This window comes from Vicinamibacterales bacterium, assembly GCA_036504215.1.
In the GTDB taxonomy this organism is placed as follows: Bacteria; Acidobacteriota; Vicinamibacteria; order Vicinamibacterales; family Fen-181; genus FEN-299.
Genome location: DASXVO010000036.1, coordinates 1 through 13798, shown reverse-complemented (window position 1 = coordinate 13798; position 13798 = coordinate 1). Strand labels below are relative to the sequence as shown.

General features: G+C 64.9%; 11 protein-coding genes. 9 read left to right on the top strand and 2 right to left on the bottom strand.

The features are described from left to right. The first annotated feature begins 211 nt into the window (after positions 1-211). The 9 genes from VGK32_10200 to VGK32_10160 all read left to right on the top strand — a co-directional run bounded on the left by VGK32_10200 (position 212) and on the right by VGK32_10160 (position 11557). Entirely contained in the window at positions 212-1642 is a 1431-nt protein-coding gene (locus VGK32_10200; protein ID HEY3382129.1) for an ATP-binding protein, read from the top strand. Next, complete coding sequence (locus VGK32_10195) at positions 1639-2346, top strand: response regulator transcription factor (GenBank protein ID HEY3382128.1); 708 nt, start codon at positions 1639-1641, stop codon at positions 2344-2346. Before VGK32_10200 ends, VGK32_10195 begins: the two co-directional genes overlap by 4 nt. 61 nt (positions 2347-2407) lie before the next feature. Then, the gene (locus VGK32_10190) at positions 2408-2875 is read left to right on the top strand and encodes a universal stress protein (protein ID HEY3382127.1); all 468 of its coding nucleotides are present in this window, start codon (positions 2408-2410) and stop codon (positions 2873-2875) included. Between the two features lie 12 nt (positions 2876-2887). Then, positions 2888-4312 carry an outer membrane beta-barrel protein gene (locus VGK32_10185; GenBank protein HEY3382126.1) on the top strand — a complete coding sequence of 475 codons (1425 nt, stop codon included), beginning with the start codon at positions 2888-2890 and terminating at the stop codon, positions 4310-4312. Positions 4313-4563: 251 nt separating this feature from the next. After that, positions 4564-6363 (top strand): potassium-transporting ATPase subunit KdpA, encoded by a 1800-nt coding sequence (gene kdpA / locus VGK32_10180; GenBank protein HEY3382125.1) that lies wholly within the window; start codon positions 4564-4566, stop codon positions 6361-6363. Between the two features lie 3 nt (positions 6364-6366). Beyond that, on the top strand, positions 6367-8502 hold the full coding sequence (gene kdpB / locus VGK32_10175; GenBank protein ID HEY3382124.1) for a potassium-transporting ATPase subunit KdpB: 2136 nt from the start codon (positions 6367-6369) through the stop codon (positions 8500-8502). 9 nt (positions 8503-8511) lie between these two features. Continuing rightward, on the top strand, positions 8512-9252 hold the full coding sequence (locus VGK32_10170; protein ID HEY3382123.1) for a potassium-transporting ATPase subunit C: 741 nt from the start codon (positions 8512-8514) through the stop codon (positions 9250-9252). A gap of 86 nt (positions 9253-9338) precedes the next feature. Beyond that, entirely contained in the window at positions 9339-10409 is a 1071-nt protein-coding gene (locus VGK32_10165; protein ID HEY3382122.1) for a hypothetical protein, read from the top strand. Between the two features lie 5 nt (positions 10410-10414). Then, positions 10415-11557 carry a hypothetical protein gene (locus VGK32_10160; GenBank protein ID HEY3382121.1) on the top strand — a complete coding sequence of 381 codons (1143 nt, stop codon included), beginning with the start codon at positions 10415-10417 and terminating at the stop codon, positions 11555-11557. A 671-nt stretch (positions 11558-12228) separates the two neighbouring features. On the opposite strand, the gene VGK32_10155 is transcribed toward VGK32_10160, so the two are convergent. Then, positions 12229-12597 carry a MarR family transcriptional regulator gene (locus tag VGK32_10155; GenBank protein ID HEY3382120.1) on the bottom strand — a complete coding sequence of 123 codons (369 nt, stop codon included), beginning with the start codon at positions 12595-12597 and terminating at the stop codon, positions 12229-12231. Between the two features lie 5 nt (positions 12598-12602). Continuing rightward, positions 12603-13007, bottom strand: a complete 405-nt coding sequence (locus tag VGK32_10150; protein HEY3382119.1) for a DUF6516 family protein — start codon at positions 13005-13007, stop codon at positions 12603-12605. Positions 13008-13798: the final 791 nt, after the last annotated feature.

Below are 13798 nucleotides of genomic sequence, written 5' to 3'. Positions count from 1 at the left end.
GTGTAGGTTAAACAGACACAGTACCCAGACCAGTAGGGGCCGTCAAGCGGGCGGGCGGCGGGCGGCAGGTGTCTGGCGGCACGGCGGTCCGACGCCGTCAGCCGTTCGTTGAGCGGGGCCGGGAGCGGGTGCGTTCCGCGAGCGACATCCGGTTTGACAGCTCAGGCAGCGTTGGGTAGGCTCGTTCCAGGAATTCGCCGATGAGAACATCGTGACCCGCCGTGTCGCCCTCCTCGCCCGGATCGCGCTCTCCGTTGGTTCAGTCGCCGCGATCACCGCGCTGTACTTCTCGTTGCTGTCCGTGAACCCGACGACCGTCGCGCTGAGCTACGTCGTCGTGGTCCTCCTCGTCGCGACGGCATGGGGCATCGCCGAGGCGATGGCTTCCTCGCTGGTCGCCACACTCTGTTTCAACATCTTCTTCTTGCCGCCGGTCGGCACCCTGACGATTGCCGATCCTCAGAACTGGGTGGCCCTTGCCGGATTCGTCGTGACGGCGATCGTCGCCAGCCAGCTGTCGGGTCGCGCGCGGAACAGGAATGTCGAGGCGCTCTCCAGACAGCGCGATCTCGAGCGCCTCTACGCGCTCAGTCGGGCGCTGCTGCTGTCGCCCGCCCGTCCGTCGGTGCCCGCGGCCATGGTCCGCCACATCGCCGAGTCGTTCGACCTCGACACGGTTGCCGTGTTCGATCACCGAACCGGGACCGTGGCGTGGTCGGGGCCGACGGAGGTGGCGTCCATCAACCAGAAGCTCCGGGAGGTCGCGCGACAGGCCGTGTCGGTGCGCGAGGGACCGATGGTAGTGATGGCCATCCAGCTCGGCGGTGCGCCAATCGGAAGCCTGGCCATTCCGGACGCCGGACTCACCGATACCGTGGTGCAGTCGATCGCCAACCTGGCCGCGATCGGCTTGGAGCGCGGTCGCAGCCAGGACGCCGCCGCGAGCGCGGAAGCCTCCAGGCACAGCAGCGAGCTGCGCGCCACGGTGCTGGATGCGCTCGCCCACGAGTTCAAGACCCCGCTGACGTCGATGACCGTGGCTGCTGCCGACCTCCGGTCGAGCGTCCCTGGGGCGCGCAACCAGGAATTGGCAGCCATCATCGACGAAGGCCTCGACCGCCTGCAGTCGCTCGTGACCGATGCGGTGCAAATGGTCCGAGTCGATGCCGGTGATTTCGACCTGCGGGTCGATTTCGACGACCTCTCGGCCATCGTCGTGTCAGCGGTCCGGAAGTTCGAACCGCGGCTCGACGGCCACACGATTGTCACGAGCCTTCCAGAGACGCTGCCTGCGCGGGTGGACCGGGATCTCGTCGGGCTAGCCCTGCGCCAGTTGCTCGACAACGCGGTCAAGTACTCGCCGCCGGCGTCGGCGATCGCGATCACCGGACGCGCGAACCCCGCCACCGTGGACCTGGTCGTCCAGAACGCTGGGCCTCCGATCCCCGAGCGCGAACAAAGTCGTCTCTTCGAGCGCTTCTATCGGGGCGCGAACGCGAACCAAATGCCTGGAACCGGCATGGGACTCGCCATTGTCCAACATATTGCCCAGGCCCACGGCGGCACGGTGAGCGTGGCGAGTTCGTCCGAACGGGGCACCGCGTTCACGATGTCGCTGCCGACAGACGGAGCCTCGCGATGAGCGGCGGGCGGATTCTCGTGGTGGACGACGACCCGCAAATTCGGCGAGTGCTGAAAGTGACGTTCAGCGGTCAGGGGTTCGAAGTCGATGACGCCAAGAACGGCGAGGTAGCACTCGACAAGCTCCGTGAATCCCGTTTCGACTTGGTGCTGCTCGACATCAACATGCCCGGCATGAACGGGCTGGACGTGTGCCGGACGATTCGAGCTACCTCCGAGATCGCGGTCATCATGCTCACCGTTCGAGACAGCGAGGCCGACGCGGTCGAGGCCCTTGACGCGGGAGCCGATGACTATGTGACGAAGCCGTTCAAGCCGTCCGAGCTGTCGGCACGCATTCGGGCGGCGCTCCGGCGCAGCCCCGGAGGACAAGGCCCGGCCGGACGCGTCGTGCTGGGGGCGGTCACCGTGGACTTCGACACCCGGGAGGTGACCGCTCGAAGCCGGCGCCTGCGCCTGACACCGAAGGAATTCGACGTGCTGCGGTATTTCGTCACGCACGCCAACAAGGTGCTGTCGCACCGGCAGGTGCTTCAAGCGGTCTGGGGCCCGGACTACGGCGACCAGGTCGACTATCTTCGCGTGGTTGTCAACCAGCTGAGGAAGAAGCTCGAACCCAGGCCCTCTACGCCCGCCTACCTCCTCACCGAGCCCTGGGTCGGCTACCGCCTGCACCTGCCACCCGAACAGGGTCGAGAATCCTAACGCCCTCCTTATGACTTCCTGATGTCCCGCTTCCTAGACTGGTCCTGTCTGGGAAGTGGCTATGCAGCAACTCATCGAACGTAGTTCGCAGACCCCGGATGTCGCCGGGCCCTCCTCGTCCGGCCGCGAGGCCTGCCATCTCGAGTTCGGCGACGTCTACGTCATCTTCACCTCGCCCGAAGACACCCTGCGCGCCGTTCGGGTGGCCAGGCGTCTGGCGCGCGCGATGACGCGCGGAGTCACCCTCGTCCACTTCCGGTCGGTCGATTTCGGGGCACCGCTGGAGGAACCCAGCGGCCTCTCGCCGGTCCAAATGGAAGACTTCAAGGCCCGGCTCAAGGCGGACGGCGGCGACACTCGCGTCAGGGTTTGCTTGTGCCGCGATCCACGGCAGGCGATTCCGTCGGTGCTTTCGGCCCATTCACTGATCGTGATTGGCGGCCGCCACCGCTGGTGGTCAACTCGCTCGGACCGGTGGCGCCGAACGCTCGAGGCTCTGGGCTACGTCGTCGTGTTCGTGAACGACTGAGGAGCGAATTACATGAGCAATACCTTGAGGCGGCGAGGGACCGTCCTCGGCGGAGTGCTGGTGGGCCTGCTGGCGGCACACGTGGGTCTCTCATCGGCCTGGGCTCAGACTGCGTCCCCAATGCCCGCGCAAGACCGGCCGGCGCCGTCTCCGCCTCCCGACACCGCCAAGCCCAAGCCGGCCGAGCCGTTCGCGTTCGCGGACTTCACGTGGCTGACCGGCAACCCGCGAACGAAGGATTCGCCGCTCGACACGAGGGCGTTCACGGGCGAGTTCAGGGTCGACACGAACTACACGTACAGCTTCAACCGCCCGCAGGACGACACGATTTCCGGTTCGAGCGAGATCTTCCGCCACGCTGAGGTGCAGCTCACGCAGCTGGGCATCGGCGGCGACTTTCATGTCGATAACGTGCGCGGACGGTTGATGACCCAGTTCGGGATGTACTCCCAGACGACGCCACGTAACGACGCCAGCCCGGCGCGGGGCCAGTGGAACCTCGACAGTGCCTACCGGTACATCTCAGAAGGGTACGGCGGCTACCACTGGGACAAGATGCATGGCATCAACGTCGACGCTGGCATCTTCATGTCGTATGTCGGCCTGTGGAGCTACTACCAGTTCGACAACTGGACCTACCAGCCGTCCTATGTCTCCTCGAACACACCGTGGTTTTTCAACGGTGTGCGGATCCAGTTCTTCCCGAGCGACAAGCTGAAGATCGAGCCGTGGATCGTCAACGGCTGGCAGTCGTACGGCCGCTTCAACCACGCACCGGGGGTCGGCGGCCAGATTCTGTGGCGGCCGAACGGTTCGGTGTCGGTGACGGCCAACAACTACTGGGGCGTCGACACGTTGGGGAATCCGGACCGCAAGCGCATTCACACCGATGACAGCATCCAGGTGAAGTACCACGACCAGCCGGACGCCACCATCTCGAAGGCAGCGTTCACTTTCACGTTCGATGCCGGATGTGAGTATGGTGGCGGGGTCAGTTGCGGCGGTGGCACACCGGCCAGTCCTTCCCAGACGTTTCTCGGCTTCATGGCCTACCACCGGATGTGGTTCGATCACGATCGGTACGCCTTCACCGTGGGCGGCGGCGCGATCGACAACCCCGGGCGATACCTGGTCCTCATGCCGCCGATCAATGGCGCAACGGCCTTCTCGGGCACGCCGTACTTCACCGCAAATCCCGGCGATCCCTACACGGCCTGGGATGTCCAGACGACGTTCGACTACATGCCGAGCCAGTTCGTGACGTTCCGTTTTGAAGGGACTCATCGCGCGGCCAACGTCCCGTACTTCTCGGGCCCTGGAGGCGTGACGCCGCCCGGCGGAAACACCGGGCCGGCTGGATCGCGCGTCCCTGATTGGGCGCCCGATCTTCAGAAGTCCGAGAACCGCGTCACCGTCGCCGTGCTCGTCACATTCTAGCGAGGCGTGCCTCAGACGCTTCAGGACTACCGGCGTTCGACCGGTGGAAGAGGAGAACGTCCGTGCTTGACCTGTTCTACCTCGCAATCGGAGCCCTCGGATTCCTCGCGCTCTGGGCCATCGTAAAGCTCTGCGACCGGGTGTAGGAGGCCAACCATGTTCGACTACATCGTTTCCGGCGTCGTGGCGGTGTTTCTCCTCGTCTACCTCGGGTGGGCGATGTTCAAGCCTGAGAAGTTTTGAGGCCTGCGATGACCAGCACCGGCTTTCTCCAGATTCTCGTGTTCTTCGGCCTGATCCTGCTCGTCACAAAGCCGGTCGGGCTCTTTATGTCGCGGCTGTTCCAGGGCGAGCGCACGTTCCTGCATCCGGTGCTGCGGCCGATCGAGACGCTCGTCTACAAGCTGTGCGGGGTCGGAGAGGATCAGGAACAACGGTGGACACAATACGCCGCGTCCCTCCTGTCCTTCAGCCTCTTCTCGTTCTTGTTCGTGTACGGGCTCCAGCGGCTGCAGGGCTATCTTCCTCTGAATCCGCAGGCCTTCGGCGCGTCTCAGGTGCCTCCCGACATGGCGTTCAACACCGCCATCAGCTTCACCACGAACACGAACTGGCAGGCGTACGGCGGAGAGTCGACGCTGAGCTACCTGGTGCAGATGTCGGCACTGGCCGTGCAGAACTTCGCGTCTGCGGCGGCGGGGCTTGCCGTGGCGATTGCGTTGGTCCGCGGCTTTGCCCGTCAGAATACGGACCGGATCGGCAGTTTCTGGGTCGATCTGACGCGCGGGACACTCTACCTTCTGATCCCGATCTCCCTCGTCGCCGCCCTTGTCTTCTGCTCGCAAGGCGCCATCCAGAACTTCCATCCGTACACGATCGTCAAGACGCTGGAAGGGGCGACGCAGACCATTGCGCAAGGCCCCGTCGCGTCCCAGGAAGCGATCAAACAGCTCGGGACCAACGGTGGCGGCTTCTTCAACGCCAACTCCGGGCACCCATTCGAGAGTCCGACCCCGTTCACGAACCTCGTTCAAGTCCTGTTGATCTTCGTGCTCGGCGCGGGCCTCACCTACACGTTCGGCCACATGGTCAAGGACACCCGACAAGGCTGGGCTCTGTTCGCCGCGATGTCGCTGATGTTCCTGATCGGCGTCTTCGTGGCGTATACCGCTGAACAGTCGGGCAATCCGATGCTCGCCAGGCTGGGCGTGGCAACCGCTCCGGCCGCCACGCAGCCGGGCGGGAACATGGAGGGCAAGGAAACCCGCTTTGGGATCGCCGGCTCGGCGCTCTTCGCCACGGTCACGACGGATGCGAGCTGTGGTGCCGTGAACAGCTGGCACGACAGCTACACGCCGCTCGGCGGTCTCGTGCCGCTGTTCAACATGCAGACCGACGAGGTTATCTTCGGCGGCGTCGGCTCGGGTCTCTACGGCATGTTGCTCTACGCCATCCTGGGGGTCTTCATTGCCGGCCTCATGGTCGGCCGCACACCCGAGTACATCGGCAAGAAGATCCAGCAGAAGGAAGTCAAGATGGCGCTGTTCGCCATTCTGGCGACGTCGTTCCTGATCCTCGTGTTCTCCGGCACCAGTATCGTGGCGCAGTTCGCCAAGGCTGGCTACTGGAATCCCCAGGGCCCGGCCATCGCCAATCTGAACAACTCAGGCCCGCATGGATTGAGCGAGATGTTGTACGCCTACACGAGCGCGACGGAGAACAACGGCAGCGCGTTTGCGGGCATTACCGTCAACACGCCGTGGTATGACCTCACCCTGGGTCTTGCCATGTTGTTCGGCCGCTTTCTCTTCATGATTCCCGCTCTGGCGATTGCGGGCAGCCTCGCCAGCAAGAAGGTGATTCCGACCTCGGCCGGCACCCTGCCCACGCACGGCGCGCTCTTCGTTGGCTTGCTCGTGGCGACGGTCATTGTCGTCGGCGCCCTGACGTTCTTCCCGGCGCTCTCGCTCGGCCCGATCGTCGAACACTTCCTCATGAACCAGGGCAAGCTCTTTTCGACGATGCTCCTGTCGTTCCCGGTGTGGAGTTAAGTGATGGCCACCACGACCACTGTGCCCGCGCGGCCGACTCCCGTCGTGCCGACGCCTGTTGACGAGACGGCGCTCATCCCGAAAAAGCTAGTTCGGGCGCGACCGCTGTTCGACCCAGACATCCTCCGCCGCGCGTTGAAGGATTCGGTCGTGAAGCTGAATCCGCTGACGCTGATGAAGAATCCGGTGATCTTCGTCGTCGATGTCGGCGCCGCACTGGTGTTGTTGTTCCTCGTTCGAGACATCGCCGCCGGCGCTCGCGGCATCGGCTTCGAGTTGCAGATCGATCTCTGGCTGTGGTTCACGGTCGTGTTCGCGACCTTTGCCGAAGCGATGGCGGAAGCCCGCGGCAAAGCGCAGGCTGACACGCTCCGCAAGACCCGAAGCGACTCCATCGCCAATCGCCGGGGAGAAGGCGGTCGCCTCGAGAAGGTCTCGTCGTCGAAGCTTCGCGCCGGGGACGTCGTGGTCTGCAGCGCGGGCGAGATCATCCCAGGCGATGGCGAAGTCATCGACGGGATCGCGACGGTCGACGAGTCGGTCATCACCGGCGAAAGCGCGCCGGTCATCCGCGAGACGGGCGGCGATCGCAGTGCCGTCACGGGCGGCACGCGCGTCCTCTCGGATCAGATCGCCATCACGATCACCTCGAATCCTGGCGAGACGTTCCTGGATCGCATGATTGCGCTCGTCGAGGGCGCCGAGCGGCAGAAGACGCCGAACGAAATTGCCCTGAACATCATGATCGCCGGGTTGACGATCATCTTCCTCTTCGCCGTCGTCACGCTCGTGCCGTATGCGACCTACAGCGTCACGTCGGCTGGCGCCGGCACGGCGCCGACGATCGCGGTCTACACCGCCTTGCTCGTCTGTCTGATTCCGACGACGATCGGCGGCCTGCTCTCGGCGATCGGCATCGCCGGCATGGATCGCGTCATGCAACACAACGTACTGGCGATGAGCGGCAAGGCGGTCGAAGCGGCCGGTGACGTCAACACGCTGCTGCTCGACAAGACCGGCACCATCACCTTGGGGAGCCGTCAGGCCGTGGCGTTCTTGCCGGCGTCCGGCGTCACCGAACGCCAGATTGCAGACGCCGCTCAGCTCTCGAGCCTGGCCGATGAGACTCCCGAGGGCCGGTCCATCGTCGTCCTCGCGAAAGAGCAGTACGGTCTTCGAGGTCGGGATGTCGGCGCCCACAGCGCGAAGTTCATTCCGTTCTCTGCGTACACGAAGATGAGCGGCGTCGATATCGAAGGCAGGCAGCTTAGAAAGGGCGCAACCGAGGCGATTCTCGCCTTCGTCAAGGAACAGGGTGGGCGCATCGCGCCTGACGTCACGGAACTCTCCGACAAGATCTCGCGGACCGGGGGCACGCCCCTCGCTGTGGCCGACGGCCCGAAGCTGCTCGGCGTCATCCACCTCAAGGACATCGTCAAGGTGGGCATGAAAGAGCGCATCGCCCAGCTCCGGGCGATGGGCATTCGCTCGGTGATGGTCACGGGCGACAACCCCCTGACCGCAGCGGCCATTGCTTCTGAAGCCGGCGTGGACGACTTCCTCGCGCAGGCCACACCGAAGGACAAGCTCGAGTACATCAAGAGAGAACAGGCGGGCGGCCGCATGATCGCCATGACGGGCGATGGCACCAACGACGCGCCAGCGCTCGCACAGGCCGATGTGGGCCTGGCCATGAACACGGGAACGACCGCGGCCCGCGAGGCCGGCAACATGGTGGACCTCGACAGCAATCCGACGAAGCTGATCGAGGTCGTCGCCATCGGCAAGCAACTGCTCATCACGCGCGGGGCCCTGACGACCTTCTCGATCATGAACGACGTCTCCAAGTACTTCGCGATTATCCCGGCGATGTTCATGGCGACGTATCCGGCGCTGAACAAGCTCAACATCATGTACCTCCGGACACCCGAGAGTGCCGTGCTCTCGGCGGTGATCTTCAACGCCCTGATCATCGTCGCCCTGGTCCCGCTGGCATTGCGAGGGGTCAGGTATCGGCCGCGGAGCGCGGCACAGATGCTGCGCCGCAACCTGTTGATCTACGGAATCGGAGGTTTGGTCGCTCCCTTCCCCTGCATCTGGGCGATCGACAGGATTCTCGGGCTGCTCCACCTGGCGTAGGAGGGACACATGTTCACGCAACTCAAGCCTGGATTCCTGATGATGCTGGTGATGACGGTCCTGACCGGGCTGGTCTATCCGGCGGTGATCACCGTCGTTGCCCAAGTGGTCTTCCCCGATCAGGCCAATGGCAGCTTGATTCTCTCGAACGGGCACGTGGTGGGATCGCGGCTGATCGGGCAGGCGTTCACAAAGCCTGAGTACGTGCACCCGCGGCCATCCGCCGCCGGCAGCGGCTACGATGCCTCCGCCAGTGCGGGTTCGAACTTGGGGCCGACCAGCGCGAAGCTCCTGAACGGAACGACGAGAACGGACGACAAGAAGAACGAGGTCGTCGACTACGATGGCATCAAGGACCGCATCGTGCACTACTGCCTCGAGAATGACCTCCCCTACGACTCGTCGTTCCCTGTCGACGCATTCAGGGACGGCCGCGGCAATCTCGATGATGTGAAGCTGATCAAGGCGTTCAACGACGCCAAGGCACCGTTGGTGTTCATGCCGAAGACGCCAATCCCGGCGGATGCCGTCACGGCGTCAGAGTCAGGTCTGGACCCGCACATCAGTCCGGCCAACGCCCAGGCACAGGCGGCCCGTGTGGCGAAGTCTCGTGGAGTGTCGGTGGAACAGGTGCAGTCCGTGATCGCGCAACACACCGAGGGACGGACCTTCGGCTTGCTCGGCGAGCCGCGTGTGAACGTCCTCGAACTTAATCTGGACTTGGACCGGCGGTTCCCGCGGGTCAAGTGAAAGAGGCGCGCGCGCGACAGTGCGGCCCAGCGTCGCCCGGCGACTCGACTGGACACGCACCTGGGCAGCGGGTAGCCTAGGGGGCGATGCGTGGTGTCGACGGCGACCGGTCCGGTCGAGGAAATGCCGAGGCGCTTCTCCGCCAGATCGAGGCGGCAGATCGCGCCTACGGGCTCGGCCAGCTGAAGATCTTCCTCGGGTACGCCTCCGGAATCGGCAAGTCGTTTCGACTCTTCGACGAGGGCCGCCGTCGGCGCGAACGAGGTGAGGACGTCGTGGTCGCAGCGATGCCACCCGCCCTGGGTCCGGACGCGGCGCAGATCGTGAGCGACCTGGAGGTCATCCCCACCCACGACGTTGCCAGCGTGCCGGTCCTCGACATGCCGGCCTTGCTCGCCCGCCGGCCGCGCGTGTGCCTGATCGATGGTCTCGCGTACGATAACCCTCCGGGCAGCCGGCACGCCAGACGCTACCAGGACGTCGAAGACCTCCTCGCGGCGGGCATCTCGGTCATCACCTCGGTCAACCTCGAGTACATCCAGGAGCAGCAGTCGTTCGTGCGCGAGGTGGTCGGTCGGGTTCCCGACGAAACGGTGCCGCAGGAGTTCATCACGCGGGCCGACGAAGTGGTGGTCGTGGACGCACCTCCGGACGCCAAGGCCGAGACGGTGCACAGCCTGTCCGTGTTGCGACAACGCACGCTCCTGCTGGTCGCCGGCGTTGTCGATCACCAGCTCGAGGCGTACCTGGAATTGCACGGGTTTCAATCGTCGTGGGGTACCCAGGAGCGCATTCTGGTGTGCATGACGCCGCGCGCCAACGCGGCCAGGATGTTGGCCAGTGGGCGACGCAACGTGGATCGGTCCCACGGGGAACTGTTCGCCATCTACGTGACCCAGGAGCACCTGACAGAAGAAGATCGCATGGCGAACGAGCGCAACGTGGCTCTGGCTCGCGCCCAGCAAGCCCACATCGACGTGCTGGAGGGCGACGACGCCGTGGCGACGATCATCGAGTACGCCCGCCGTCACAATATCACGCAGATCTTCGTCGGGCACAATCTGCGGCGGACGTGGAGAGCGCGGTTCAGCGGCACCCCGCTGGAGCGCCTCATTCGCGCCGCCGACGGCATGGACGTGCGCGTCTTTCCGCAGTAGCGTCTGTGACAGATTCGATACCCAATCGCGGTCGTCTGAAGGTGTTCCTCGGCTACGCTGCCGGTGTGGGGAAGACCTATCAGATGCTCACGGAAGCCCGTGAGCTCCAGCGCGCGGGCGTCGACGTCGTAATCGGGTATTTCGAGCCGCACGCACGTCCGGACACGATTGCCCTCAGCGAGGGCCTCGAGGCCGTCCCGCGCACGACCCTCGAGTACCGAGGAGCGCACTTCGAGGAAATGGACGCGGAGGCCGTCCTCCTGCGGCATCCGGATGTGGCGATCGTCGACGAATTCCCGCATACCAACGTGCCCGGGTCGCCGAGACCGAAGCGGTGGGAAGATGTCCACTCACTGCTCGATGCCGGCATCGACGTGCTGACGACGATGAACGTGCAGCACCTCGAAAGTCTCAACGACCAGATCTGGCAGAGCACCGGCGTCCGCGTGCGCGAGACGATTCCGGACTGGGTCTTGAAGCAGGCCGACGAGGTGGTCATGGTGGACCTCACCCCGCGCGCGCTGCTCAATCGGCTCGCGCGCGGCGTCGTCTATCCCCCGGATCGGGCACGCGCCGCGCTCGAGAACTTCTTCAAGGAACCCACGCTCGTGGCGCTTCGGGAACTGGCGATGCGGCAGGCCGCGTATGCCGTGGAGGGCCGCCTTTCAGAAGACGATCCCATCGAGCCCCGTGCGGATGCGCACGTCGACATGGAACGACAGGAACGCCTCCTGCTGCTCGTGGGGCCCGAGCCGTCCAGCGCCGCTGTGATCCGCCGCGGGCGACGTGTCGCTGACTATCTCCGCGCGGAGTGCCTGGCGGTCTACGTGTCCGAGACATCCGACCTTGGCCATTTGACGTTCGATGAACGCCAGCGCCTGGAGCGGCATCTCAACTTCGCACGGGGCCTGCAAATCGAGGTCCGGGTGCTTCAGGGCCGGGACCTCGCCGAGACGGTCGTGAACTTCGCCCGCCTGCACGGGGTCACACAGATCCTCGTTCCGCGCGATCGCAAGGGCGCGACGCGCTGGTGGTTCGACGCCTGGTTCGTCGAGCGCATCGTCAACCGCGCACGGGGCATTCAAGTCACGATCGTCGCGGACCGGTCGACGCGACCGCAGCCTCTCGACCGCACGAGCCGCGCCTGATCCGACGACGTTCCGGGTTGCCGGCAAGAGGGGTCGGCATCACGCCCCGTTGAGCGCCTTGGCCACCGCTGCCGGATCCGGCCGGCGGGAGCGGCTTCGAACTGTTCCCCAACGCTGGGACGACAGGCGGGCGCACTGATGGCCGCGCCCTCCCTCGAACTCGTCCGGGGGCCCTGAGGAGACCGCGCCTGCGCACGACACCAAAACCGAAATCGGTGTAACTGGGCAGATCCCGTGGCGGGCAAAGGGCAAGAAAAGGGCAACGCCCGGTAATCGAAGGACGGCGACCGAGGTCACTTCGCAGAATCTGGCCGAATCCAGCGCGCGACGGCTGCGACCCCCTGGATCGCGGCTAACAACGAGATCGGTCGGCGACTGAGCGGTGTAAGTGTCGATGTGGTGGCTCGCCATGAGCGAGCACCGCTTCGCGTCGGTCGCGACAGGCGAGTCGAATGGCGCGCCCTGCCCGCCTCCGCGCTTTGCGCTACGGCGTGGTCTCGACGTAGCTCGCACGACTTCCCCGCGAGCGAAGGCGGACGACCTCCTGGTTCGTAGCACGAACACGGGTAGGCTATCTCGTTGGTTCTTCGAGGGGTCAGCTCGGATGGGACGGGCCTGTTACCTGGTGTTCGGGAGCGAATTGTTCACTGATTGTTCACGCCGTTGAGCCGCTACGCGACCCGCATTCGATCCCGGTCGGAATAGGGATCTATCTCCACGACAATTCGTTTGACCGTCGCACTGGGTGCCTTCCGCCGACCGAGCGTGGTGATCGTGATGAAGCCGGCCGCTTCGAGCTTCGCCAAGGTTCGCGTCAGGTTTGGTTGCGCTCGTCCGGTCAGCTGAGCCAGGTCGGCCACCGATTGCGGCTTCCGGTCCCGGATCACGGTCAAGAGCCGGCGGTTCTCAGGCGTCAGCAGCCTGACGACGGCCGCGACCGAGTTGAAGCTCGCAGTCCGTGCATCAGTCGGCGCCGGTCGCTCGCCCCGCGCGACCGCCTTCATCTCCTCGCGCAAGGACCGCAGATTCTGGACCTTCATCCGCCTCATCTTGACCTCCGCGTGTCTTCCTCGCTCAGCACCGTCGTTCCGATTCCTCGCTCGACCAGAACCCGTTCGACTTCATCGAAGAAGTCGTCGAGCAGCGTCTCGGCGCCCTGGAATCGATAGGGTCGGCCCGGGTCCTTCTCCGTCCGGTGCCAGTGGTCGCTGGCCGTCTGCCGCCCCATGGACCTCGAGGCGCCGCTCGCCCGGTGAGCGTTGTCGAAACCGATCAACCGCGCGCCGTCTGGCCCGTGCAACGTGAAGGAGTAGACCAGGCCGTGTGGTCGTTTCTCGCTCGGTTCGACACGCCTGATCTCGAACTTGATCCAGTAGCCGCGTTCCAGATGATGGACACGGCCATCGAACGCGAGCAGGAACTCAAGGCCGTGCTCGTCGTCGTGTTTCATATCATATCATGATATGGAATGTCCCAGCGCCCCCCATCGGTCGTCTCGACCCGCGTCCGCTGAGCGGGGCGGCCCATTGGGGTCCGGCGTCTCGGTGATGGCAGCCTGTCGCCCCGAGAACTCGCGGTCGAGGCGGTGAGGCCCGGGAACCGAGGTGCGCCAGGCGGAATCGCGCCCTCGATGATGACGACGATGGCAGGCGGCACTTCCACTGTCAAGCACGCGACGGGCGAATGGCAGATCGATGATTCAGCGGTCTGATCGTGTCAGTTGGTAGGCGGCTCGGAGGGACGCGACCGCCATCGTGGTGTGGGGACTGAGGCGTGTCCGATTCGACGCACCGCCAGAGGTCAACGAGATGCCGAGCGAGTTCCGCGTTTAGTACGCGACCAGATGCTCATGTCTGGAGCAAAGCCTGTGACGGGCGGAATTGGCCGGTTTTCGCGAAGACGCGTTCGGGCAGAGCGACGTCGATAGCCGCCTGCGAACCGGATTGTTCACAACCGGTGCTGGCACCTAAACGCGCGGCGGTAAGTGGTTGATTTGGCGCGCCCTGCCCCTCGACTCGCTTCGCTCGGTCGGGACTGGGGCGTTGATGGAACGCTCGCCCGGATGCGTGGCGAGCGAAGAATGGCGCGCCCTGCACCCCTCGACAGGCTCGGGGTGCCCTGAGCTTGTCGAAGGGCAGGACTCGAACCTGCCCGCCTCCGCGCTTCGCGCTGCGGCGTGGTCTCGCCGTAGCTCGCATGGATCTCCCGGCGAGCGAAGGCGGACGACCTCCTGGTTCGTAG

What these genes read in the sequence shown, in the direction of transcription:
- VGK32_10155 (HEY3382120.1), bottom strand. Translation starts at nt 12,597, where the DNA reads ATGAAGGTCCAGAATCTGCGGTCCTTGCGCGAGGAGATGAAGGCGGTC.
- VGK32_10165 (HEY3382122.1), top strand. Translation starts at nt 9,339, where the DNA reads ATGCGTGGTGTCGACGGCGACCGGTCCGGTCGAGGAAATGCCGAGGCG.
- VGK32_10185 (HEY3382126.1), top strand. Translation starts at nt 2,888, where the DNA reads ATGAGCAATACCTTGAGGCGGCGAGGGACCGTCCTCGGCGGAGTGCTG.
- kdpA (HEY3382125.1), top strand. Translation starts at nt 4,564, where the DNA reads ATGACCAGCACCGGCTTTCTCCAGATTCTCGTGTTCTTCGGCCTGATC.
- VGK32_10195 (HEY3382128.1), top strand. Translation starts at nt 1,639, where the DNA reads ATGAGCGGCGGGCGGATTCTCGTGGTGGACGACGACCCGCAAATTCGG.
- VGK32_10150 (HEY3382119.1), bottom strand. Translation starts at nt 13,007, where the DNA reads ATGAAACACGACGACGAGCACGGCCTTGAGTTCCTGCTCGCGTTCGAT.
- VGK32_10170 (HEY3382123.1), top strand. Translation starts at nt 8,512, where the DNA reads ATGTTCACGCAACTCAAGCCTGGATTCCTGATGATGCTGGTGATGACG.
- VGK32_10190 (HEY3382127.1), top strand. Translation starts at nt 2,408, where the DNA reads ATGCAGCAACTCATCGAACGTAGTTCGCAGACCCCGGATGTCGCCGGG.
- kdpB (HEY3382124.1), top strand. Translation starts at nt 6,367, where the DNA reads ATGGCCACCACGACCACTGTGCCCGCGCGGCCGACTCCCGTCGTGCCG.